Origin of the sequence: Burkholderia metallica, assembly GCF_902832845.1 — a bacterium.
GTDB lineage: Bacteria > Pseudomonadota > Gammaproteobacteria > Burkholderiales > Burkholderiaceae > Burkholderia > Burkholderia metallica.
The window spans coordinates 217,034-240,934 of the sequence record NZ_CADFDB010000010.1 but is presented as its reverse complement, the minus strand read 5'-3'; the positions used below and the strand labels follow the sequence as shown (position 1 = coordinate 240,934).

Sequence of the window (23,901 nt, the reverse complement as noted above, 5' to 3'; positions counted from 1 at the left end):
CTTCGCATCCTTGTATTGATAATAATTCTCATTTACACTGGTAAAGTTATCAGTTGCCTTTCAAATCGCCGCCCGCCGTTTTCGTGCGCGGGCGGGCCAGCCAGGTGAACGCGTCACCCAGCCAGCCTTCGGGCTTGTCATCTTCAACGGGAGACCACCTGTGCATTGCTATACGCTGGCGCGGCGGCCGATCTGTGCCGCACTGTTCGGCGCGTTCGGCCTGTCCGCCGCCCCGGCTCACGCCGATTCGACGCCGCAACGCGTCACCCCGCCTTCCCGCCTTATCGTCACCGCGTCCACGCGCGCCGATGCGGCGCTGCTCGACCCCGTGACCGTCACGGCCAACCGCACCGCCACGGCCGCGAGCCGCACGGCGGCGTCCGTGTCGGTGATCACCGACGAGGATCTCGAAGAACAGCAGGCCACCAACATCAAGGACGCGCTGCGCTACGAGCCGGGCGTCACGGTGCGCCGCACCGCGTACCGGCCCGGCAGCGCCGCGCTCGGCGGCGGCCGCGACGGCGATTCGAGCATCAACATCCGCGGCCTCGAAGGCAATCGCGTGCTGCTGATGGAAGACGGCATCCGCCTGCCGAACGCGTTTTCATTCGGCCCGCTCGAAGCGGGGCGCGGCGACTACGCCGATCTCGATACGCTCAAGCGCATCGAGATCCTGCGCGGGCCGGCCTCGGCGCTCTACGGCAGCGATGGCCTGACCGGCGCGGTGAACTTCATCACGAAGGATCCGCGCGACCTGCTGTCGATCTACGGCAAGTCCACCTACTTCTCGTTCCGGCCGAGCTACGACTCGACCGACCGCAGCATCGGCGCGACCGTGTCGGCCGCGGGCGGCAACGATCGCGTCCAGGGGATGATCATCGCCGACGGCCGGCGCGGCCACGAGGTCGACACGCGCGGCGGCAACAACTCGGCGAGCACGCTGCGCACCACGTCGAACCCGCAGGACGTCTATTCGGAATCGCTGCTCGGCAAGCTCGTGCTGACGCCGACCACGCGCGACACGATCAGGTTCACCGCCGAAACGGTGCAGCGCCGCGTGAGCACCGACGTGCTGTCGGCGATCAGCCCGCCGACCACGCTCGGCCTCACGACCTACGACCGGCTCGAACGCAACCGCTTCAGCGTCGACTACGACTTCCGCGACGACGCGTTCCGCTGGTTCCAGACCGCACACGTGCAGTTCTACTACCAGGACGCGAAGCAGGACCAGTACGCGTTCGAGACGCGCGGCAGAGCCGCCTCGCGTTCGCGAGACAACCAGTACAAGGAGCGCACGTTCGGCGGCTCCGCGTTCGCCGAAAGCGGCTTCTCCACCGACCCGTTCGCGCACAAGCTGCTGTACGGCGTCGACGGCAGCGTGTCGCGCGTGACGAACCTGCGCGACGGCACGGTGCCGGGCGTCGGCGAGGCGTTCCCGAACAAGGCGTTCCCCGACACCGACTACACGCTGTTCGGCGCGTTCGTCCAGGACCAGATCGGCTACGGCCGCCTGCTCGTCGCGCCGGGCCTGCGCTTCGACACGTACCGGCTGAGCCCGACCGAAAACGATCCGCTGTTCACCGGCAAGGCCGTGTCGACGAGCGCGAACGAACTGTCGCCGCGCGTCGCCGTGCTCTACGAGATCACGCCCGCGGTCATTCCGTACGTGCAGTACGCGCACGGCTTCCGTGCGCCGACGCCGGACCAGGTGAACAGCAGCTTCTCGAACCCCGTGTACGGCTACACGTCGATCGGCAATCCGAACCTGAAGCCAGAAACCAGCGACACGTTCGAAGCCGGCCTGCGCGGCAAGGCCGGCACCGGCTACGGCGTCGTGCGCTACAGCGCGGCGGCGTTCACCGGTCGCTATCGCAACTTCATCTCGCGCACGACGATCGCCGGCAGCGGCCGGCCGGTCGACCCGTTCGTGTTCCAGTACGTGAACTTCGCCGACGCGCGCATCCACGGTCTCGAAGGCCGCGCCGAATGGGTGATGCCCAACGGCATCACACTGAAGACGGCGATGGCGTTCACGAAGGGCTCGACGCAGAACGACGGCGCCGCGAGCCAGCCGCTGAACACCGTCAACCCGTTCTCGGCCGTGTTCGGCGTGCGCTACGAGCCGGGCGAACGCTGGTTCGTGCAGACCGACCTGCTGTTCCAGGCCTCGAAGCGCGACAAGGACGTCGACAAGTCGGACTGTTCGAACAAGGCGTGCTTCACGCCGCCGTCCTCGTTCGTCGTCGACCTGCGCGGCGGCTACCGCTTCAACAAGCACGTGAGCGCGACGATCGGCATCCGCAACCTGTTCGACCGCAGATACTGGAACTGGTCGGACGTGCGCGGCATCGCGGCCGATTCGCAGGTGCTCGATGCGTATTCGTCGCCCGGCCGCACGGTCGCCGTCAGCATGAAAGTGGATTTCTGATGCGCGTCGCCCGCGCAACCACCCCAACCGATTCTTGAAGGAGTCCGACATGATGCAATCCGCCCTTCCCGGTCAACCGGCCACGCCGGCCCGCGCAGCCGCCGCATTGCGCGACGCGTTCATCAAGCTCAAGACCGAGCGCCAGCTGCGCAACCGCGACGTCGCGCAGGCGCTCGGCGTCAGCGAAGGCGAAGCGCTCGCCGCGTTCGTCGGCGAGCATGTCGTGCGCCTCGACGCGCGCTTTCCGGCGATGTTCGAGGAAATGCCGCGCCTCGGCCGCGTGATGGCGCTGACGCGCAACGACACGGCCGTTCACGAAAAGGACGGCGAATATGCGCAGATGAGCCACGACGGCCCCGTCGGCCTCGCGCTCGGCGATATCGACCTGCGCATCTTCTATCGGCACTGGGTGTCGGCGTTCGCGGTGCGCGACGAAACCGCGCACGGCCCGCTGAAGAGCCTGCAGTTCTTCGACGCACAGGGCCACGCGATCCACAAGGTCTATCTGCGCGCGCACAGCGACCACGCCGCGTACGACGCGTTCGTCGAACGCTGGCGCGCGCCGTCGCAGGAGCCGGGCCTCGAGATCGCGCCCGCCGCGCCGAAAACGCCCGAGCGCGCCGATACCGAGATCGACGTCGCGGGCTTTCGCGCCGCGTGGGACGCCATGACCGACACGCATCAGTTCTTCGGCATCACCCGGCGCTTCGGCGTGAGCCGCATGCAGGCGCTGCGGCTCGCCGATCCGCAGTATGCGTATCCGGTCGAAACCGCGCGTGCGCTGCGTCACGTGCTCGAACAGGCTGCGCAGAGCGGCCAGCCGATCATGGTGTTCGTCGGCAACGCGGGGATGATCCAGATCCATACGGGCCCCGTCGCGAACGTGCGCGAGGTCGGTGCGTGGATCAACGTGCTCGATCCGGGCTTCAACCTGCACGTGCGCGAGGATCTCATCGCCGCCGCGTGGGTCGTGAAGAAGCCGACCAGCGACGGCATCGTCACGTCGCTCGAACTGTTTGACCGGCAGGGCGACCACGTCGCGCTGCTGTTCGGCGAGCGCAAGCCCGGCAAGGTCGAGCGCGACGACTGGCGCGCGCTCGTCGCGACGCTGCCGGCCGCCGCACGCGGAGGCGCACGGTGAGCGCGCGATCGTTCGATCCGCGCCGCCGCGCGATGCTGGCGGGCGCGGCGGCCGGCGCGCTCGCGGGCGCGCTGCCCGGTAGCGTGCTCGCGCAGGCAGCGCCGAAACGCGTGGTCGTGATCGGCGGCGCGCTTGCCGAAACCGCGTTCGCGCTCGGCGGTGCCGAGACGCCGCGCTACCGGCTCGTCGGCGCGGATACGACCTGCACGTACCCCGACGCCGCGAAGCGGCTGCCGAAAGTCGGCTACCAGCGCGCGCTGTCGGCCGAGGGGCTGTTGTCGTTGCGGCCCGATCTCGTGCTCGCGTCGGCGGAAGCCGGCCCGCCCACTGCGATCGCGCAGGTCAAGCGCGCCGGCGTCGCGGTGACGACGTTCGACGAGCGCCACGACGTCGAATCGGTGCGCGCGAAGATCACCGGCGTCGCGCAGGCGCTCGACATGCGCGATGCGGGCGCTGCGCTGCTGCAGCGCTTCGACCGCGACTGGCAGGCCGCGCGCGACGCAGTCGCCGCCCGCGCGCCCGACGGCGCGCAGCCGCCGCGCGTGCTGTTCGTGCTGAACCACACCGGCAACCAGGCTCTTGTCGCCGGCCAGCGCACGGCCGCCGACGCGATGATCCGCTACGCGGGCGCGCGCAACGCGATGCAGGGTTTCGATCACTACAAGCCGCTGACGACCGAAGCGCTGGCAGCCGCCGCGCCCGACGTCGTGCTGATCTCCGACGAGGGGCTCGCGGCCGTCGGCGGCCGCGCCGCGCTGCTGTCCACGCCCGGCTTCGGCGCGACGCCGGCCGGCCGCGCGCAGCGCGTCGTATCGCTCGACGCATTGTTCCTGCTCGGCTTCGGCCCGCGCCTGCCGCTCGCCGTCACGACCCTGCACCGACGCCTGTCGGATGCGCTCGCCTGATTCCGGACCACCCCGATGCCCGCTCACGCCTCGCCTTTTCCCGCACCGTCGTCCGCGTCGCGCTCCGGCGCCTCGCGCATCGGCACGTCGCGCCGCCTCGCCCCGTTCGCGCTGGCCGCGCTCGCCGTGCTCGTCGGCGCGATGTCCGTCGCCGCGCTGTGCGTCGGCGCGTACCGCATTCCGCTCGCGCAAGCGTGGGCCGCGCTGACCGGCGACGCGGCCGCGCAGCAGGCGCGCGCGGTGCTGTTCGATATTCGCGCGCCGCGCGTCGCGCTCGCGTTGCTGGTGGGCGGCGGCTTCGGCGCGACCGGCGCCGCGATGCAGGCGCTGTTCCGCAATCCGCTCGCCGATCCGGGGCTCGTCGGCGTGTCGAGCGGCGCCGCGCTCGGCGCAACGACGACGATCGTGCTCGGCCCCGCGCTCTTTGCCGCGCACGTGAGCGCGGCCGCATTGCCCGTCGCCGCATTCGGCGGCGCGCTCGCGGTCGCGGCGCTCGTCTACCGGCTTGCCGCGTCACGCGGCCGGCTCGCGCTGCCGCTGCTGCTGCTCGCCGGCATCGCGATCAACGCGCTGGTCGGCGCGGCGATCGGGCTGCTCACGTTCGTCGCCGACGACGCGCAGTTGCGCTCGCTGACCTTCTGGAGCCTCGGCAGTCTCGGCGGCGCGCAATGGTCCGCGCTGGCGGCCGTCGCGCCGTGTGTCGCGATCGGCTGCGTGCTGCTCGCGCGCGAACGCGACGCGCTGAATGCGTTGCAGCTCGGCGAAACCGAGGCGCTGCATCTCGGCGTGCCCGTGCAGCGACTGAAGCGGCGCGTGCTCGTCGCGGTCGCGCTCGCGGTCGGTGCGCTCGTGTCGTGCGCGGGCATCATCGGCTTCATCGGGCTCGTGGCGCCGCACTGCGTGCGCCTCGCGTGCGGCCCCGACCAGCGCATCGTGCTGCCCGGCGCCGCGCTGCTCGGCGCGCTGCTGACGCTTGCCGCCGATCTCGCCGCGCGTACTGTTGCTGCGCCCGCCGAGATTCCGCTCGGCGTGCTGACCGCGCTGCTCGGCGCGCCGTTTTTCCTCGCGCTGCTGTGGAAGAGCCGCGGCGCACTCGGCGGCTAACCTTTTCGTCACGACGACCATGCTGACCGCTCATCACCTCGACGTCGCCCGCCGACACACTACGATCCTGCGCAACCTGACGCTGTCGATCGAACCGGGCCGCGTGACCGCGCTGCTCGGCCGCAACGGCGCGGGCAAGAGCACGCTGCTGAAGACGTTCGCCGGCGAACTGACCGGCGGCGGCGCGCCGAACGGCGTGCGCATGAGCGGCGACGTCACGCTGAACGGCGAACCGCTCGCGCGCATCGACGCGCCGCGGCTCGCCTGCCTGCGCGCGGTGCTGCCGCAGGCCGCGCAGCCGGCGTTCCCGTTCAGCGTCGACGAAATCGTGCTGCTCGGCCGCTATCCGCACGCGCGGCGCAGCGGTGCGCGGCACGTGATCGCGCACCGCGATCGCGACATCGCGTGGCGCGCGCTCGAACGCGCGGGCGCCGATGCGCTCGTCGGCCGCGACGTGACGACGCTGTCGGGCGGCGAACTCGCCCGTGTGCAGTTCGCCCGTGTGCTCGCGCAGCTGTGGCCGGACGACGATGCACCGGACAACGGCCCGCGCTATCTGCTGCTCGACGAGCCCACCGCCGCGCTCGACCTCGCGCACCAGCATCGTCTGCTCGACACCGTGCGCGCGGTCGCGCGCGAATGGCAGCTCGGCGTGCTCGCGATCGTCCACGATCCGAATCTCGCCGCCCGGCACGCGGATACGATCGCGATGCTCGCCGACGGCACGATCGTCGCGCACGGCAGGCCGCGCGACGTGATGACGCCCGCCCATATCGCGCAGTGCTACGGCTTCGCGGTAAAGATGGTCGATACCGGCGACGGTGCGCCGCCGGTGATGGTGCCTGCGTAGCGCGGGCGCGTGACGCATGAGCGATGCGTCGCTCGACGTCCTGCCTGCTCCTGCCTGCTCGATAGCAACGGTTTTTACATCCCGTCATTCGCACTTCGCGCATTCCGCTCCAGGGGATTCACGTGCCGCTTCCGATGACCCGCATCCTCCTGTACGTCCGGGAAGCCGCGTTGCTGAAGGCGTTCTATCGCCGCTACTTCGATCTTCCCGTCATCGAGGAAATCGACGGCGAATGGGTCGTGCTCGACGCCGGCGCGATCGAACTGGCGCTGCATCGCGCCGGCCCGGCATCCCGCCACGCCCCCGCTTCCGCGAGCACGACGGCACACACGAGCAACGTGAAGCTCGTGTTCGCGATCGACGCCGATATCGACGCGCATCGGGCCCGGCTCGCGCGCGACGGCGTGACCGTGCGCGATCTCAAGCGCTACGACGGCTTCCCGTACCGGATGTACGACGGCATCGATCCGGAAGGCAACGTCTTTCAGGTCATGCAGCGGGATTGACTGCCCGCGCGGCGCGAGCGCTCAATGCTCGAGGTCGGCCGCGCCGAAGGTCCGCATCTTCCATCCGAGCCGCACGGCGAGCATCCGCATCGAGAAGCCGCACGCCAGCGCGACGACCGTCGCGACGGCCGCATCGATGCCGAGATACTGCATCCCGACGTAGAGCGCGCCCGTGACGAACGCGACGCTCGCGTACAGTTCCTCGCGCAAGATCAGCGGCATCTCGTTGCACAGCAGGTCGCGCAGCATCCCGCCGCAGACGCCCGTGATCGCGCCGGCCAGCACGACGATGATCGGCGCGGTGCCCGTCGACGCGCCGATGTCGCAGCCGATGATCGTAAACGCCGCGAGGCCGATCGCATCGACGGTGACGAACAGCGCCTTCATCCGCGCGACATGCCGTGCGACCCACGACGCGACGGTCGCCGCGACGAGCGTGATCACCAGGTATTCGGGATGCGCGATCCAGCCGAGCGGATAGTGGCCGAGCAGCACGTCGCGCACGGTGCCGCCGCCGAGCGCCGTCACCGCGCCGACGAGCGCGAGGCCGAAGCGGTCCATCCCGCGACGCATGCCCATCAGCGCCCCCGACATCGCTTCCGCGACGATCGCAATCAGATAGAGCGTATGCATGGCGCGCGTCAGTCATCCGTCCGGAACAGGTCGAGTACGCGCTCGCGCTCGGCCGCATCGACCGCGGCGGGCATCGGCTCGGCCGGCCTGCCGTTGTCGGCCGGCGCGGCGGGCGCATCGGTCGCCGTCGCCGCGCCGCCGCACGCGAAGCGGCTGCGAATATACGACGGCACGTCGGCCGTGCACGTGCCGCGCGTGTATTCGGCGTACACGAAGTCGCCGTCGACGAGCGCGACGTCCTGCGGCGGCGTTGCCTCGACCGGCGTACGCCCGTCGACGGCCGTCTTCATGTAGTCGAGCCAGACCGGCAGCGCCAGCGTCGCGCCGGTCGCGCGCCCCATCGGATGCGGCGTGTCATAGCCGAGCCACGCGACCGCGACGATGCCCGACGAATAGCCGGCGAACCACACGTCCTTCGATCCGTTCGACGTGCCCGTCTTGCCGGCCGCGTCGTCGCGGCGCAGCGCGAGCGCACCGCGCGCGGTACCGGACTTCACGACGTCGCGCAGCATGCTGTCCATCACGAACGCGTTGCGGGCCGACACGACGCGCTCGCCGGCCGGCGCCGTCGCCTCGTACATCGCGCCGCCGTGACGCTGCTTCACCGACAGGATCAGGCGCGGCTCCATCCGCGTACCGCGGTTCGCGAATACGCTGTACGCGCTCGCCAGTTCGAGCGGCGTCACGGCCCCCGCGCCGAGCGCGAGCGGCAGCGACGCCGGATTGCGCTGCGCGTCGAAGCCGAAGTGCACCGCGTGCTGCTGCACATAGCGCGCGTCGGTGGCCTGCATCAAGCTGACCGCGACGAGGTTCTTCGAGCGCACGAGCCCGCGCCGAACCGGGATGAACCCCTCGTAGTTGTTGGCGAAATTGCGCGGGCGCCACGACCGCGCGCCGGTTTCCGCATGGGTGAGCGTGCGCTGCGTATCGTCGACGAGCACGCCCGGGAAGTAGCCCTTTTCCAGCGCCGCCGAATAGACGAACGGCTTGAAGCTCGACCCGGGCTGGCGATACGCCTGCAGCGCATGGTCGAACACGTTGCGGTTGAAATCCGCGCCGCCGACGAGCGCGAGCATGTCGCCCGTTGCCGCGTCGAGCGACACCAGCGCGCCTTCGAGCCCGTTGCGCGCATCGCGCTTCGCGCGCGACTGGCGGCTCAGCGTACGTTCGAGCGACGCCTCGGCCGCACGCTGGTCGCGCATCGAAATCGTCGTCGTCACGTCGAGGCCGAGCGTGTAGGCGTCGTCGTGAAAGCGCTCGACCATCATCCGGCGCGCGCGCTCGGCGACGTACGGCGCCGCGATGATCCCGGGCGGCGGCGTGGTCGCCAGCGCGATCGGCGCATCGACCGCCGCGCGATACGCGGCATCGTCGAGCTGGCCGAGCGCATGCATGCGGCCGAGTACGTAGTTGCGCCGCGCGGTCGCGCGTGCCGGATTGACGACCGGGTTGAACGCGGACGGCGCCTTCGGCAGCCCCGCGAGCACGGCCGCCTCGCCCGCGCTCAGCGCGTCGAGCGGTTTGCCGAAATACACGTTCGCGGCCGCTGCGAAACCGTACGCGCGCTCGCCCAGATAGATTTCGTTCATGTACAGCTCGAGCAGCTTGTCCTTGCTGTATTCGCGTTCGAGCTTGGTCGCCATCAGGATCTCGGCGAGCTTGCGGCTCAGCACCTTGTCGCGCGTCAGGTAGAAGTTGCGCGCGACCTGCATCGTGATCGTGCTGCCGCCCTGCCCCGGCTGCCCGGTCACGACGTTCGCGAACGTCGCGCGCGCGAGGCCGGCGAAATCGACCGCGCCGTGCTGGTAGAACTTCGCGTCCTCGGCCGCGAGCAGCGCCTGCCGCATCAGCGGCGGGATGCGTTCGAGCGGCACGAACTCGCGCCGCTCGACACCGTATTCGGCCAGCAGATCGCCGTCGCGCGAAAAGATCCGCAGCGGCAGCGCGGGACGATAGACGGCGAGGTGCTCGACGGACGGCAACTGCGTCCAGATCCGCTGGATCGTCCACGCGCCGATGCCCGCGCACGCGAGCGTCAGGCCGAGCAGCGCGCCCGCGAGCGTGCGCCACACTCGGCGGCGGCGCGGCGGCGGCGCGGCCGGCGGCGGAGGGGATGCGGGGTGGTCGGTCATGTCGGGCTCCTTCTTCGATGCTGTGACGACGGGTGCGTGAGCGGCACCGAGCGGTCACGAAAGGCGCGCATTGTCGAAGGGATGGCGCGAAACCGGAACATTCTTTAGCCAAAGTTTGGCAGGCTAAATTTTATTTAGGAAAGCGCGTTGCGGCCGTTCATGTCGTACCTGCGGCCGCGTGACGCACCGTTGGGCAAACCCCGCTGCACGCGGGCCGGTTCGGCGGTAGCATCGTGTGATGTTCGATCGATACCTCGGCCTGTGGGGCCTCGTTTCCGACGGCGGCCCGATCCTGACCGCGAGCGGCGGCCTGTTGCCGGTCGTCTGGCAGGGCCGGCCCGCGATGTTGAAGGTCGCGACCTGCGACGAAGAGCGGCGTGGCAATGCGTTGATCGCGTGGTGGAACGGGCACGGCACCGCGCAGGTGTGGCAGCGCGACGGCGACGCGATCCTGCTCGAACGGGCGCAGCCGGCGCCGACGCTGGCCGGCTTTTCGGCATCGGGGCACGACGACGATGCGATGCGCATTGCGTGTGATGTCGTCGCGCGACTGCATGCGTATCGTGCGCCGGCGCCGACGGAGCCGCCGGAGGTCGTGCCGCTGCACGACTGGTTCAATTCACTGTTGTCGGACGCCTCAGGCAGCGACGTGCTGCGCCGCTCCGCGACGGTCGCACGCCAATTGCTCGCCGCGCCGGAGGGCGACGAAGTCGTCCTGCACGGCGACATTCATCACGGCAACATTCTCAACTTCGGCGAACGCGGATGGCGGGCGATCGATCCGAAGGGGTTGCGCGGCGAGCGTGCGTTCGACTACGCGAACCTGTTCTGCAATCCGACGCATGATATTGCGGTCGATCCGGTGCGCTTCGAACGACGTGTCACGATCGTGGCCGACGCGGCGCAGCTCGACCGCCGCCGGCTGCTGCAGTGGATTCTCGCGTGGTCGGGATTGTCGGCGGTGTGGCTGATCGAAGACGGGCTGCTGCCCGATACGCGGCTGCAGGTCGCGACGCTGGCGGCGACTGCGCTCGGCCTGTAGCAGTACGCGTCGCCCGTGAAAACAAGTTCGTTGCAAACTTCCAAGTAACGCGAGGATGACCGACGGCTATCGGCCGGTTCGTGGCGCTCGACAACGAATCCTGGATGGGTGGCGATCCGCGTATCGGGGATCGCCACGATCAAGCGGCTCGGGAAGGAGGATCGAGTCGCGCTACAACTAGCTGGCTGATGAGCCCGCTATTCGGCTCGCGAAAGTCTCGCAATGACCGGAGCGGCATGAAAATGACGCGCCAGCGAAATTTTTTTGCAGGCAGCTCGACGGCGCGAAGCGACCGCATCGCGTCGTGGGCAGCGCCGTCATTCAGCGGGCGTGACAGAGGGCTTCGCTTCTCGAGGTGCATGGCCGAAGTAGGCCTTGTACGCACGACTGAAAGCGGCCTCCGACTCGTAACCAACCGACCTTCCAACGTCGCCTACGCGCGCGTCACCTTTGGTCAGCATGTCCCGGGCGACGCTCAGGCGCCATTCGTTGCGGTAACGCAGCGGAGACTTGCCGACGAGCGCATTGAAACGTTCGCAAAAGTTGGAGCGGGACATGCCCGCGACGGAAGCGAGACTATCGATTGTCAAACTACGTGGCGACTGCTCATGGATTGCCTTCAAGGCGCGGGCAATGCGCTTGTCTGCCAATCCGCCTAACCAGTTCGATGCATGACCGTGATGAACCCAGGCACGCAGCGCACGCACCACCACGAGATCGATCATGCGGGAGACCATCAACGCCGATCCCGCGTCGTCATTGTCCGCTTCATGCAGAAGAAACTGCATGATGTGCGGCAGCCAGTCGAATGTCTCCGGCTGGCGAAGGTGGATCATGACGGGTAACGTCAGAAGCAGTTCCGGCTGGCTCGCCGGATCAAACCAGAAGTGGCAGACGACGACGTTCGCCGGTTGGTCCAGGGCGGAAATGCGCAGGCCGTCGGGGCCGCGCGGCAACAGGAGCAGCTCGCCGGCTCGAATCTCGGAAGTGTCTGCCTCATCGTCGGCAATTTGCACCACGCCTTCCATGACTGCGTACGCGTGCGCCGCCCGCGCGGACATGTCCAACTGCGCGAATGGCTGCAGCATCGACGTAAAGACGCGGTCGCCTGTCATGCGCATACGTGCAAGAACCTGAGACAGGAGATCGCCGTTGGCCAGACCAGCAAGCGCCCGATCCGGAAAAATGGTCAAGTTTTTCCCAGGTTCAGTCATGTCAATTCGGGTTTCGTGAGCCTAAAGTAAGCGTCGACAACCAACGAAATCACGCAAGCAAAGGACTGGAACCATGTTTGGAATTTCGCCGCTCGGCTGGATACACACTCTCGGCAGTCTACCCGCGATCCCCATGGCCGTGTACATGTTCGCGCGTTACGGCAGGATCGTTCCGCGGTCCGTTGCCGGGAGAGTGTACTTCGTCACCATGTTGATTGGTTCTCTGACCGTGTTCGCCATAGCGCATCAAGGTATCGGCTACGTCATCGGCGTCGGGGCCGTCGTGCTGCTACTGGCTGGATATGGCGTTGCGTATCTGCCGCTGCCCGGTCGAGCCGGTCTCTACCTGGAAACCTTCTGTCTGACGTTGACGGCGTTCGTGCTGATGGTTCCCACGGTTACCGAAATACTGAAGCGTGTGCCCGACGGACATCCGCTGGTCAGCGATCCGAAGTCGCCACTGCTTCTCGGTGCCCAAGCCGCGCTCCTCGTCGCGCTCGTTCTGGGGCTGATCGCTCAAGCGCTTTATCTTCGCAGGAAACCGCAGGATAGCCGTTCGGTGAAAATCTAGAGAAGGGGTGAGAAGCGACGCTTCCGTTGCTGTGCGAATGCAGCACTAGATATGTACTCCGAATTATAACTGCTCGATATTGATCTGACATCGGTGGACTGATCGAAGCTGGCACACGGTATCGAAAGCAGACCGCACCATCGAATCGCGTCGTGTGCGCTTCATGGCAAGCCGCACGCACGCGAAGACAGTCGAGGTCAAGTGAGGCTACCTCTTGCTCGTTTCGCAAAATGCGGCACGGATCTGCGCCCGCCGACGCCGAGTAACGTGCTTGCACACAGCCTCGGTCGGCAAGCGACACCCCCATCGACCCACGAATAGTCCAAAAAAAATCCCGCCGACATTCGCCGGCGGGCTTTCTCACATCCAACTGCTCGAACGACGCTTATCGCGCCGGATTCAGCAACAGGTTCATGTGACGGTTCACGTCTTTGTAAAGCAGGTAACGGAAGCGCCCAGGCCCACCCGAATAGCATGCCTGCGGGCAGAATGCGCGCAGCCACATGAAGTCGCCCGCCTCCACCTCGACCCAGTCCTGATTCAGCCGATACACCGCCTTGCCTTCGAGCACGTACAGCCCGTGCTCCATCACGTGCGTTTCGGCGAACGGAATCACGCCGCCCGGCTCGAACGTCACGATGTTCACGTGCATGTCGTGACGCATGTCGCTCATGTCGACGAAGCGCGTCGTCACCCATGCGCCGTTGGTGCCCGGCATCGGGATCGGCTCGACGTCCTGCTCGTTGGTCACGAACGCTTCCGGCAGCGGAATGCCGTCGACGGCCTGGTAGTGCTTGCGTACCCAGTGGAAACGCACCGCGGCATCGCTGACGTTGTGCAGCGTCCAGTCCGCGCCCGGCGGAATGAACGCATAGCCGCCCGGCTTCAGCACGTGCTTCGTGCCCTGCAGCGTCAGCTCGGCTTCGCCTTCGACGACGAACAGCACGGCTTCGGCGTTCTTGTCCTGCTCGGGCTTGTCGCTGCCGCCGCCCGGGTTCACTTCGACGATGTACTGCGAGAAGGTTTCGGCGAAACCCGACAGCGGGCGAGCGATCACCCACAGGCGCGTGTTCGTCCAGAACGGCAGCCAGCTCGTGACGATGTCGCGCATCACACCCTTCGGGATCACCGCGTACGCCTCGGTGAACATCGCGCGATCCGTCAGCAGATCGGTCTGCGGCGGGTGGCCGCCATGCGGCGCGTAATACGTTGTCTTAGACATAGTGCATCCAGGCAATGGGTTGGTCCGGCCCCGGGCGCCAACGGCATCGGGCGGCATGCACGCGCGTGAGGCACGCATGCGGCGGCGGGATATCGTTGCCGGGGTGGCTTGAAGGCGCACGCGCCTTCGTTCGGTCGGCCAGGCTTCGCGACGGGTTCGTCCGGTTCAGCGGACGCGGCGGCCCATGGTGGTGGGGCCGGCGACCGGGCCGTGGCGCTCGCGATCCATGCGGCGAGGCGCGGCCAGCGGCACGGTGCGATACCGTACGCGAGCATCGCCGACGATAGCGAAGTGGTTCGCAATCGACCAATTAAATGTTGCGATGGATTCCATTCGATTTCCCACTACCATCGGGCAGCCGCGACAGGCGGTAAGGAAGCCCGGCACGTTGGCCTGGCTATCAGGGAAATCCTGACGGCACGGGCAATGCATATGCGTTCCGGAACGCTCGACGCGTGCCGGCGAGAAGCTGCGGCCATGCGGGTCGTCGCGATACGTCCGGTGATACGAATTGGCGAGCGACGCATCGCGCACGGCAGCAAGCCGCACCCCGTCGATCATGTGCCGCCGTCCGGCCGGGCCGAACCGGGCCAACGAACATCGAACGTGGAACGCGCATGAGATCGACCTACGTGGACGCATTCGGTCGCGAGTGACGATGGAGGATGGAGTCGGAAAACGGAGAAATACAGCGAGGCGGGAAACGTGCCGGCCCGTCGATCCGGGCATCCGGCAGTGGCTGTCGAAGCCGAAAAAATCGCCGGTCTGGCCGGCGATGGCGGCCCGGCAGGCCGCCGGGCCGAATTTCGCGTCGGGTACCGACGCCGTCGGCGCGCCGGTGCGCCATTCGCGCACCGTGCCGCGCCCGCGGCGATCAGTCCCAGTCGCGATGGTGGCGATGCTTGCGGTGGCGATAGCCGCCGCCGTGGTCGCGCTCGTACGAGCTGCGCGACATGTTGCCGCCGAGCGCCGCGCCGGCGCCGCCGCCGACGGCCGCACCCAGCAGGCCGCCCGTGCGGCCGCCCATCGCGTTGCCGGCCGCGGTACCCGCACCGCCGCCGAGCGCGCCGCCGATGATGGCACCGGTGCGCTCGCGACGGTTCGACGTCACCGCGCCGCCCGCGCCGCCGCCGATGGCGCCGCCGATCACCGAGCCCGTGCTGCCGCCGAGCGCACCGCCGACCGCTGCGCCGGCTACCCCGCCGAGCGCGCCGCCAAGCGCGTTGTTCATGTCACCTGCCAGAGCCGGCAGAGCAGTCGTGCCGGTCAGCGCGGCGACGACGAGAGCGGGGGCGATTTTCTTCCACATTCCCGTATTCTTCCTTGTTCGCAATCTGGTTATTGAAGGTCCGCTCGGTACGACGATCTGAATCGATCGACGTCGGATAAGGCATTGTGCCGAACCGCGGACCAATTCATTTCATTGAGCTTGCGGCGAAGAATAGCACCGGTCCCGCATCCTTGCTGTCGACATTCTGGTAACAAGTTGTTTACGAATACGCAAGCTCGAACCCAGGCACCGGAATGCCCGCAAACCCGCGCCGGTATTGGCTTCGACGATGGTCAGGCTGGGCCGGACAGAGAGGCGGCCGGGCGCGGCGTCTCCCGTTTGCGACACACGTGGCAACACATCGGGAACGGATCGTGGGCGAGCCGCGACAGCAACGAGCGGGAAACAAACGAAAGGGTCAGTACATGCCGGGGAGCAGCCGCCAGGTCCGCGCGCAATATGCGTCGTATTCGGCGCCGAATTGCGCACGCAGCAGCACTTCCTCGGAGCGGATGCGCGCGACGAGCGGCACCATCGTCAGCACGACCAGCAGCAGGCCGACGCCCGAGCGGAACGCGAGCGCCCAGCCGACCGAATTGACGATCAGGCCGAGATAGCTCGGATTGCGGATGCGCCGATAGATGCCGTCGGTCGCGAGCGTATGGCCCGGCTGGATCGCAACGAGCCCGCTGAAGCGCTTGCCGAGCACGAATACGGGCCAGATGCGCAGCACGCCGCCCGCGACGTACAGCGCGACGCCGGTCCAGCGCACCGCGTCGCCGCCGAAGGTCCAGACATCGAGCCGGTCGGTCAGCGCGGGCAGGTAAGCGAGCAGGAAGCCGCTCACTGCAAACGCGGCGAGCACCCAGCGGTTGTCGCGGTTCTCGCGCTCGCCGCTGCTCAGGTTGCCTTCGGTGAACATCGCGGCGACGGCCATCGCGAACGTCGCGACGACGAGGACGGTCAGCGGCGGATGCGAAAAGAACGCCGCGAACCCGCCGCTGCCGAGCACGGCGAGCCCCAGATAGACAAGCGTGGAAATGCCCGACAGGACGGCGACCTTGCGGGTGACTGTCATGACTGCCTCACCGGACGCGGAATGCGTTTTCCTGTGAAGTATAGGAACCGCGCGCACGCTGCGCCGCCCACCGCCGTCATGCGGCGAGCGAATCCGCGATGAACGTCCGGCGCAACGCGGCGCGCCGGCCCGATGTGGCCAGCGCCCGATGCGCGCGGTGCCGGATCAGCGGATGCGGAAGTTGCCGCCGATCCCGACGCTGACGGGCGGCGCGTAATACGCCGGCGCATAGCCGTAGTAGGCCGGCGCTGGCGCGTAGCCGTACGGCGGCGCGACGTAGCAGCCGGACAGGCCGCCGATCAGGGCAAGCGTGATGAGAAGTCTGGACATGGCTCGATTCCCGGCGCGAAAGTCGAATGGCACCTCGCGAAAGCCGCGCCGCCGCGGGCTGCGGCGGCCGGCACGAAGAGGCGATTCGCCCTTCCTGTCGCTCGATGAAACAATGCGCCGAGTCTAGCGCCGGGTGGGCCGGGCCGAGTTTCGCCGGCGGTTACACGTGTTACCTCGCATGACCGCTGAAACAGTCGACGGCGCGGCGGCCGACCGTTGCGGCGTGCGTAATCGGACCACGCCGCCCGCGACCGGCGCGTTACACGAAGCGCGCGCGAATGCGCTGCGCGAGCGTTTCGAGCGTCGCCGCATCGGCGATCTCGCGCGCATGCATGCGCAACTCGGCGCCTTCCCAGCGCGGGATCACGTGGAAGTGCACGTGCGGAACGGTCTGGCCGGCTGCCGCGCCGTTGAACTGGCCGATGAACACGCCGTCCGGCTCGAGCGCCGCGCGCACCGCTGCGGCGACGCGCTGCGTCATGCGGATGCCTGCCGCGGCGGCGTCGCCGGACAGCTCGAAGATCTGCGCGGCCGGCTCCTTCGGAATCACGAGCACGTGGCCGTCGGCCTGCGGCATGAGGTCCATGATCGCGAGGGTCGCGTCGTCTTCCGCGACCTTCACGCACGGCAGTTCGCCGCGCAGGATTTTGGCGAACGGGTTGTTGTTGTCGTAGGACATGGCGTTTTCCGATAACGGTTGGACTGGGAGAGTGGGCAAGCGATGCCGGACGATTATCGGCCGACGGCGGGACCGATGCCAACTCGTTCACCGTGCGATGGTGGCCGAATCGTTACGCGGAACGCGGAATGCACGACGCGTCGCGCACCGGCCGCTGCCGGGCCGCCCTCGCGCGTCACGCCGCCGCGATTGCAACGCATCGCCGGAACCTGCGACACTGCCTGATCGCTGCCTGCCGGCATACCACCGAGGACGCTCGCGCATGACGATCCCCTTCAAGAAGCTGATCCTGCGCGGCGTCGCGCTCGCGGCCGTCGCCGCGATCGGCTATACGGGCTACATGCTGTCCCGGCTCGCGCCGATCGCGACCGGCTATGCGGCGAAGGCGCTGTGTTCGGGCGTGTACGTATCGGGCCGCCCGGCGACGTCCGTGATCGACGTCGACATCATGGCCGGCGTGCATCCGCTGCTGAAACTGGTGCGCCCGTCGATCGATCCCGACCATCATCGTGCGACGGCGACGTTCGCAGGCTTCGCCGAGCGCGAAGCCGACTTCCGTCCCGGGCTCGGCTGCACGCTCGCGATCGGGCAGTCGCCCGGCTCTGCCGCGGCCGCGGTCGCACTCCCGGCCGGTTTGCCCGCCGCGTTGCCGCCGTTTGCCGATTCGCCGCCCGCGCAACCTGCGCCGGCCGTGCCGCCCGCCGGCATTGACGCGCAGAAGCTGCAGACCGCACTCGATAGCGCGTTCGACGAGCCCGATCCGGCACGGCCGCGGCGCACGCGCGCGGTGGTCGTGATGTGGCGCGGCCAGGTGATCGCCGAGCGCTACGCGCCCGGCTTCACGGCCGACATGCCGCTGCCCGGCTGGTCGATGACGAAGACCGTGACGGCCGCGCTGGTCGGCGCGCTCGTCGCGCAGCACAAGCTGACGCCCGATGCGTCCGCGCTGCTGCCCGAATGGCGCGGCAACGGCGATCCGCGCGCGGCGATCACGCTCGACGAGCTGCTGCGGATGACGAGCGGCCTGCAATTCAACGAAGACTACGACGACCCGCTGTCCGACGTCGTGTTGATGCTGTATGCGCACCCTGATACCGCGCGCTTCGCGTCCGCGAAGCCGCTCGCCGCGACACCCGGCACGCAGTGGGCATACTCGAGCGGCACGAGTGCGATCGTCGCGCGCGTGATGCGCGAAGCGCTGGGCGGCAGCGAGGCCGACTATCTTGCGTTTCCGCGCCGCGCGCTGTTCGCGCCGCTCGGGATGCGCAGCGCGGTGTTCGAGCCCGATGCGTCCGGCACGCTCGTCAGTCCGTCGTACCTGTACGCAAGTGCACGCGACTGGGCGCGCTTCGGGCAGTTGCTGCTGCAGGACGGCGTGTGGGACGGGCAGCGCCTGCTGCCGGAAGGCTGGGTGCGCTACCTGACGCGGCCGACGCCGCAATCGTCGCGCCAGGAGTACGGCGCGCAGCTGTGGGTCAAGGTGCCGGAACCGTTCAACGATCGCGATCCGCATGCGGTCGCGATGCCGGCCGACGCGTTTCATGCGGTCGGCCATGAAGGCCAGTTCGTGAGCGTGGTGCCGAGCCGTCAACTGGTGGTCGTGCGGCTCGGGCTGTCGCGGCCGGAATCCGCGTGGAATCACGAGGCGTTTCTCGCGCGCGTGCTCGACGCGGTGCCGGCGCCCGGCGCGTGAACGCCGACATCGGGCTCGCGGGCTCTCGATGCCGGCCATGACGCGGCGGGGCTTGCCGCGCCGCCGCGTCATGCATCATCCGGCACGCATCACGGGTTCGCGCTGCCGGCGTACTTCTGGAAGCCTTCGCGCGTCGCGAGTCGCTCGATATAGCGCGACACCGCCGGGAAATCCGGATGCTCGAACGGCGTGCCGAACCAGCGGTTCACCGACAGGCCGATCGGAATGTCCGCGAGCGTGAAGCGGTTGCCGGCCACGTATGCACCGGTCGCTTCGAGGTGCGCATTCAGCACCTGCATGTGCTTCGTCCAGCCCGCGATCGACTGCGCGATGCCGGCCGGATCCTGATGATCGGGCGATTTGCGCACGAGGCCGAGGAACGCGCCGACCCATGAGCGGTTCAGGTCGGCGCCCTGCCAGTCGATCCATTGATCGACCCGCGCGCGCGCGTGCGGCTCGGCCGGATAGAGCGCGTCGCCGCCATAGCGGTTCGCGAGGTAGCGGATGATCGTGTTCGACTCCCAGAGCACGAAATCGTCGTCCTTGATGACCGGCACGAGCCCGTTCGGATTCAGCGCGAGATAGGCCGGATCGTTGGTCGTGCGAAAGCCCGCGCCCCAGTCTTCCTGTTCGAACGGCAGGTTCAGTTCGGTGCACAGCCACAGCACCTTGCGGACGTTGATGGAAGGAATCTTGCCGAGGATGCGCAGCATGCTGTCTCCTTGTGAGGTCGGATGCGGAGCGCCCGGGACGCACGACACGTCCCGAACGCGGTCACGCCGAATTTATACACGACCTCGGGGCAAACGACAGGCCGTGCGCGGAAAATCCGCGTGCGGCCGATTCGTCAGGTCACGCAGCGCGTATTCGGCCGTCGGGAACCGGAACATGAATCCGTCCTGATGCAGCCGCGCCGGCATCACCCGCTGCCCGTCCACCAGCAGCCCGGCCATCTCGCCCAGCGCAACGCGCAACGGCGCGGCCGGCACGTGCAGCCAGGCCGGACGCCGCAGCACCTTCGACACGACCTGCACGAATTCGCGCTGCGTCAGCGGCGCGGGTGCGACCGCGTTGTAGACGCCGCGCATGTCCGGGTGCCCAATCGCACGTGCGACGATGCGCAGCACGTCGTCGCGGTGGATCCAGCTCATCACCTGCGCGCCGTCGCCGAATCGGCCGCCCATCCCGAAGTAATGCGGCAGCAGCATCGGGCGCAACGCGCCGCCGGGGCCGAACACGACGCCCAGCCTCAGCACGACCGTGCGCACGCCGTGACGCTCCAGCGGTTGCGCGGACTGCTCCCACTGCCGACACAGCGCCGACATGAAGCCGGTGCCCGCGCTGCTGCGCTCGTCGAGCCGCTCGTCGGCGGGACGCACACCGTAGTAGCCGATCGCCGAAGCCTGAATCCACGTGCGCGGCTTGACCTCGGCGGTCTCGACCCAGCGCATCAGCGATTCCGTGACACCGACCCGGCTGGCGAGCAGCAACGCCTGGCGGCGCTTGCTCCAGCGCGCGCCCAGCACCGGCGCACCCGCGAGATTGATGACCGTGTCGAAACGCTCGTGCGGCCGCAGCTGTTCGACGGACGTCACGCTGCGCACGCGGCCGCGAAACAGGTAGGCCGCGCGCAGCGGATCGCGCGCCAGCAACGTGACCGCATGACCCGCATCGAGCAGCTGGTTCACGAGCGTTTCGCCGATGAAGCCGGTCCCGCCGGTCACGAACACGTTCCCCGGCGGCTGTCCCGCGAACGGATTGGCAGCCGGCGCGCGACAGGCGATCCGGCAGGCCGCGATCCCGTCGCGGATACCCGATACCGCCACGCCAACGGCAAACAGGCTCAACACCCAGCCGCGCCAGCCGGGATCGAGCATCTGCAGCGCGGTCGGCTCGTGCGCCCACGCGGCCAGTTGCATCGCGATCATCCCGAACAGCGCGCCGCCGTTGACGGCCAGCAGCGTGTGCAGCACGCGCTCGGTCGCCGGCAACTTGCGGCTCCGGTCCTCGACGACGAAATCCCACAACGTCAGCCCGACCTCGACGACCACCACCGCCGCGACGGCCACGACCCATGCCCCGTGAAACGCGACGTGCGCGATCGATGCGAACACGAAACCGTAAAGCACGGAACGCACCGCGTGAATCGCCAGCTCGAGCCGCGCGCGCGGGCTGTGCGGCAGATCCTGCGTGAGTTCGTGGTGATAGAGCGTATCGATTGCACCCATCGCGCCCTGCACGATCAGCAGGTTGAGCGCCCAGTCGAAAGCAGGCAAGGTGTTCATTCGGTGTCCCTCCTCCACAGCCAGACGAGCGGCGGCACCATCGCGACGAGTGCCGCCGCGTCGATCGCCACGTGGCCCGCCACATGGGCCTGCATCGAAAGCAGCAGGTCCTGCGGCGCCCAGATCAGCAGGCCGGCCAGCAGCCATCCCCACACTTCGCGGCGGCGCAGCCGGCTGCCGAGATGGACGAGCGCCAGCATCCAGACCGCCGCGCATTGCACCGTCGCGCCGATCAGCGACATCCACCAGATCTGCTGGGCGCGCGCGGCGCCGGGTGCCGTTCCCGCCCAGAAATGCAGCTCGACGACGCGGTGATACGCGTCGAGCCAGCGCGCACCGGCAACCCATGGCACGACCACGCCGACGAGCAGGTGCGCGATCGCGGCGCCATACATCCACGCAACCACGATGCGGCGCGCCGCGTCTCCCGACGGATGATCCGCCGTGGTTTCGGCGGCACGGCCGCTACCGCACGCCACCTCGTCGCACGGCGCTTCGATCCGATAGCCGAGCCGGCGCGAAACGGCGTGGCGGTTGCGCGCGACGCATCGATACAGCGGCGCAAGTGCGTCACGCACGACCGGCACGCGAAGCAGACGGGCGAGCCAGCGGCGCCCGGTCAGCGCATGGGCGGCCAGGATGCCGTCCACGCCGGTCAGCATGCGCCCGTCGGGCAGGCGCGCGTGCATCTCGCGGTTCAGCGCGGGCAGGTCGATACCCAGCGGCGCGGGATCGAAGCCCGGCTCGGCGATATCGACGAACGCCAGCCGCTGTTGTGCGTCGCGCACCTTGAGACGCTTGATCTGCGCCACGCATAACGGACATCGTCCGTCGAAGTACAGCACCAGTTCCCTTGAACTCATGATTCGCACTCCTTCTTGTTGTCGCATGCATCATGAATCGAACGACTGCCCGCTCGAACACCGCATCGCCGCCTCGCCGCTCCCGCGCGGCGGCGGCGCGCTCACATCGGCTTGAGCACCATCAGGAAGTAGACGCTCAGCATCGCGAAGAACGCCGGATAGCCGAGCAACTCCCAGCGCTTCGCATAGCGCCAGTACCGCTGCGGCAGCGCGGCAGCGCCGTTCGCGTGCGCGCGCTTCGCCATCGCGGCCAGTTCGATCTGCAGCCATACCACCGGCAGCCAGCATGCACCGGCGATCGCATACAGCACGACCGACGCGACGAGCCACGGCGTATGCCACGGCCAGCCGGCCGTATGCGCGAGCCAGAGCCCGGACGCCGGTTGAAAGATCACGGCCGGCGTCGTGAACCACCAGTCCGCGCGCACCACGAGCCGCGACACGGCCGCGATCGCGGGCACCGAGCGCGTGCGGTTCGCGAAGAACAGGTAGAACGCGGTGCCGAACCCCGTGCCGACCAGCAGCACCGAGGACAGGATGTGAAGCGCCTTGACGACGAGATAGGTGTTCATGTGCGTTCTTCTTCTGAAAAAAGGATCAACAGGATCGCGAGAATCGGGACGTTCTTGAGCACGGGGCCGAACGGTTCGGCGAGCAGGCCGGGCATCGTGACCGCGATGACCGCCGAATACGCGACGATCAGCACCGCTTGCGCGACCCACAGGCGGCGCGACGGCGCGGCGACGGTCGCGATGCCGAACGCGAAGTCCAGCGCGCTGGCCGCATACAGCGCGATCAGCGCAGGCAGCCCGGTCAGGTGCGCGGGCGCGAGCAGCGCGAGGCTCGCGTGCAGCGGATGGATGAACGCGCTGGCGATGGCCGTCCAGATCCACACGATCGCGAGCGCGCCGCGCAGCAGCGGGCCGCGCCACATCGCGAGCGCCTCGTGACGCAGCGCGGCGGCCTGCGCGCCGATGAAGCCGTCGATCCCGCGCGGCGCGCGGCCGAGCATCGCCGTGACGGCGGCCGGATCGCCGGTGTTCCCGCCGCGCAGCATGGCCCACGTGTCGCGCGTGAACATCGCGCCCGGCAACATACCGAGCAGCGCGGCCGCCGCGCCGGCCAGCGTGCCCGCGAGCGTCACGCGGGCGGCCGGCACAAACCCCAGCGCGGCGCGGTAGCGGGCCAGCATCTCGCGGTATTCGACTTCGTCGCGGCCGACGACCTCGATCACCGGGCGGCCGGCCGCCCGCGCATCGACGCAGCGCGCGACGACTTCGGCGAGATCGTCGACGTGCACGGGGCGCAGCCGCTGCTGGCCGCCCGCCGGCAGCACGTGCACGGGCAGGCTCGCGAGCATCCGGAACAACCGCGCGGACGCGCCGTCCGTGCCGTAGACGAGCGCGGGCCGCACGATCCGGAAGTCGATCGGCAGCGTCTGCAGGAAGCTGTCGGCGGCGTGCTTGCTGGCGAAGTAGCGCGTATCGCCGCGCTCGACGCCGAGCGCCGAGATCTGGATCACGCGCCGCACGCCGACGCGGCAGCACGCGGTGAAGAGCGCGCACGGCGCGGCGCGATGCACGGCGTCGAGCGTCGCGCCGCGCCGGTCGGCGAGGATGCCGACCGCATTGATCACGACGTCGACGCCCGCGAGCCGCGCGAGCCACACGTCGGGATCGACGTCCTTCGCGAAGTCGATCGCGACGTCGCGCGGGCCCTCGGCGTGACGCACGCCGCGCAGCACGCGATGCCCGTCGGCTTCGAGCCGCGCGCACAGCGCGCGTCCGATGAAGCCGTTCGCGCCGCACACGAGGACGGTCATGCTGCGCGCGCCGGTGCGGCCAGGCAGGCGGGTCGGCGACAAGGCGGTGTTCATTTTCATCCTCTATTTACAGTTATTTCTGTACAGACAGAAATAAAAACCCCGAAAAAAGCGGGCTGTCTGCCCGCACTGC

General features: G+C 68.5%; 23 protein-coding genes. 9 read left to right on the top strand and 14 right to left on the bottom strand.

Going from position 1 to position 23,901, the window contains the following annotated elements; all coding sequences use genetic code 11:
* Positions 1-160: 160 nt before the first annotated feature.
* The 6 genes from HWX08_RS26095 (at position 161) to HWX08_RS26070 (ending at position 6,934) form a co-directional block, all read left to right on the top strand.
* Positions 161-2,428, top strand: coding sequence for a TonB-dependent hemoglobin/transferrin/lactoferrin family receptor (locus HWX08_RS26095; RefSeq protein WP_174921637.1), 2,268 nt, complete (start codon positions 161-163; stop codon positions 2,426-2,428).
* A 49-nt stretch (positions 2,429-2,477) separates the two neighbouring features.
* Complete coding sequence (locus HWX08_RS26090; protein WP_174921638.1) at positions 2,478-3,569, top strand: hemin-degrading factor; 1,092 nt, start codon at positions 2,478-2,480, stop codon at positions 3,567-3,569.
* A 32-nt stretch (positions 3,570-3,601) separates the two neighbouring features.
* Complete coding sequence (locus tag HWX08_RS26085; protein WP_174921647.1) at positions 3,602-4,474, top strand: heme/hemin ABC transporter substrate-binding protein; 873 nt, start codon at positions 3,602-3,604, stop codon at positions 4,472-4,474.
* 15 nt (positions 4,475-4,489) lie between these two features.
* Positions 4,490-5,578 carry a FecCD family ABC transporter permease gene (locus tag HWX08_RS26080; protein ID WP_174921639.1) on the top strand — a complete coding sequence of 363 codons (1,089 nt, stop codon included), beginning with the start codon at positions 4,490-4,492 and terminating at the stop codon, positions 5,576-5,578.
* A gap of 19 nt (positions 5,579-5,597) precedes the next feature.
* A complete protein-coding gene (locus HWX08_RS26075) occupies positions 5,598-6,428 on the top strand; it encodes a heme ABC transporter ATP-binding protein (protein ID WP_069260869.1) in 831 nt (276 codons plus the stop codon).
* A gap of 122 nt (positions 6,429-6,550) precedes the next feature.
* Positions 6,551-6,934, top strand: a complete 384-nt coding sequence (locus HWX08_RS26070; protein ID WP_174921640.1) for a VOC family protein — start codon at positions 6,551-6,553, stop codon at positions 6,932-6,934.
* A 21-nt stretch (positions 6,935-6,955) separates the two neighbouring features.
* On the opposite strand, the gene HWX08_RS26065 is transcribed toward HWX08_RS26070, so the two are convergent.
* Together HWX08_RS26065 and HWX08_RS26060 are read right to left on the bottom strand one after the other, a co-directional pair.
* Positions 6,956-7,567, bottom strand: coding sequence for a trimeric intracellular cation channel family protein (locus HWX08_RS26065; RefSeq protein WP_107314479.1), 612 nt, complete (start codon positions 7,565-7,567; stop codon positions 6,956-6,958).
* A gap of 8 nt (positions 7,568-7,575) precedes the next feature.
* Positions 7,576-9,699, bottom strand: coding sequence for a penicillin-binding protein 1A (locus tag HWX08_RS26060; protein WP_174921641.1), 2,124 nt, complete (start codon positions 9,697-9,699; stop codon positions 7,576-7,578).
* Between the two features lie 238 nt (positions 9,700-9,937).
* On the opposite strand from HWX08_RS26060, the gene HWX08_RS26055 reads away from it, so the two are divergent.
* Positions 9,938-10,741: an aminoglycoside phosphotransferase family protein gene (locus tag HWX08_RS26055; protein WP_174921642.1), complete on the top strand. Its 804-nt coding sequence runs from the start codon at positions 9,938-9,940 to the stop codon at positions 10,739-10,741.
* A 317-nt stretch (positions 10,742-11,058) separates the two neighbouring features.
* Here HWX08_RS26055 and HWX08_RS26050 read toward each other — a convergent pair whose 3' ends face one another.
* Positions 11,059-11,955, bottom strand: a complete 897-nt coding sequence (locus HWX08_RS26050; protein WP_069260874.1) for a helix-turn-helix transcriptional regulator — start codon at positions 11,953-11,955, stop codon at positions 11,059-11,061.
* A gap of 73 nt (positions 11,956-12,028) precedes the next feature.
* Between HWX08_RS26050 and HWX08_RS26045 the strand changes: the two genes are divergently transcribed.
* Entirely contained in the window at positions 12,029-12,526 is a 498-nt protein-coding gene (locus tag HWX08_RS26045; RefSeq protein ID WP_174921643.1) for a hypothetical protein, read from the top strand.
* Between the two features lie 385 nt (positions 12,527-12,911).
* Here the strand turns inward: HWX08_RS26045 and HWX08_RS26040 are convergent, their stop codons facing one another.
* The 6 genes from HWX08_RS26040 to HWX08_RS26015 form a co-directional block, all read right to left on the bottom strand.
* Complete coding sequence (locus HWX08_RS26040; protein ID WP_039349877.1) at positions 12,912-13,748, bottom strand: bifunctional allantoicase/(S)-ureidoglycine aminohydrolase; 837 nt, start codon at positions 13,746-13,748, stop codon at positions 12,912-12,914.
* Between the two features lie 165 nt (positions 13,749-13,913).
* Positions 13,914-14,309 carry a hypothetical protein gene (locus HWX08_RS26035; protein ID WP_174921644.1) on the bottom strand — a complete coding sequence of 132 codons (396 nt, stop codon included), beginning with the start codon at positions 14,307-14,309 and terminating at the stop codon, positions 13,914-13,916.
* A 313-nt stretch (positions 14,310-14,622) separates the two neighbouring features.
* Positions 14,623-15,057, bottom strand: coding sequence for a hypothetical protein (locus HWX08_RS26030; protein WP_069260876.1), 435 nt, complete (start codon positions 15,055-15,057; stop codon positions 14,623-14,625).
* 379 nt (positions 15,058-15,436) lie between these two features.
* Positions 15,437-16,096: a methyltransferase family protein gene (locus HWX08_RS26025; protein WP_174923004.1), complete on the bottom strand. Its 660-nt coding sequence runs from the start codon at positions 16,094-16,096 to the stop codon at positions 15,437-15,439.
* A 165-nt stretch (positions 16,097-16,261) separates the two neighbouring features.
* A complete protein-coding gene (locus HWX08_RS26020; RefSeq protein ID WP_162836114.1) occupies positions 16,262-16,426 on the bottom strand; it encodes a hypothetical protein in 165 nt (54 codons plus the stop codon).
* A gap of 259 nt (positions 16,427-16,685) precedes the next feature.
* On the bottom strand, positions 16,686-17,105 hold the full coding sequence (locus HWX08_RS26015) for an HIT family protein (RefSeq protein ID WP_059238668.1): 420 nt from the start codon (positions 17,103-17,105) through the stop codon (positions 16,686-16,688).
* A gap of 262 nt (positions 17,106-17,367) precedes the next feature.
* On the opposite strand from HWX08_RS26015, the gene HWX08_RS26010 reads away from it, so the two are divergent.
* Positions 17,368-18,798 carry a serine hydrolase domain-containing protein gene (locus tag HWX08_RS26010; protein WP_174923003.1) on the top strand — a complete coding sequence of 477 codons (1,431 nt, stop codon included), beginning with the start codon at positions 17,368-17,370 and terminating at the stop codon, positions 18,796-18,798.
* A gap of 89 nt (positions 18,799-18,887) precedes the next feature.
* Here the strand turns inward: HWX08_RS26010 and HWX08_RS26005 are convergent, their stop codons facing one another.
* The 5 genes from HWX08_RS26005 to HWX08_RS25985 all read right to left on the bottom strand — a co-directional run bounded on the left by HWX08_RS26005 (position 18,888) and on the right by HWX08_RS25985 (position 23,822).
* A complete protein-coding gene (locus HWX08_RS26005; protein ID WP_069260879.1) occupies positions 18,888-19,511 on the bottom strand; it encodes a glutathione S-transferase family protein in 624 nt (207 codons plus the stop codon).
* Positions 19,512-19,583: 72 nt separating this feature from the next.
* Positions 19,584-21,083: a TIGR01777 family oxidoreductase gene (locus HWX08_RS26000; protein ID WP_174923002.1), complete on the bottom strand. Its 1,500-nt coding sequence runs from the start codon at positions 21,081-21,083 to the stop codon at positions 19,584-19,586.
* Positions 21,080-21,946: a thiol-disulfide oxidoreductase DCC family protein gene (locus tag HWX08_RS25995; RefSeq protein WP_174923001.1), complete on the bottom strand. Its 867-nt coding sequence runs from the start codon at positions 21,944-21,946 to the stop codon at positions 21,080-21,082. The genes HWX08_RS26000 and HWX08_RS25995 overlap by 4 nt, the downstream gene beginning before the upstream one ends.
* Positions 21,947-22,047: 101 nt before the next feature.
* On the bottom strand, positions 22,048-22,518 hold the full coding sequence (locus tag HWX08_RS25990; protein WP_069260882.1) for a DUF2269 family protein: 471 nt from the start codon (positions 22,516-22,518) through the stop codon (positions 22,048-22,050).
* A complete protein-coding gene (locus HWX08_RS25985; protein ID WP_174923000.1) occupies positions 22,515-23,822 on the bottom strand; it encodes an SDR family oxidoreductase in 1,308 nt (435 codons plus the stop codon). The genes HWX08_RS25990 and HWX08_RS25985 overlap by 4 nt, the downstream gene beginning before the upstream one ends.
* Positions 23,823-23,901 lie beyond the last annotated feature (79 nt).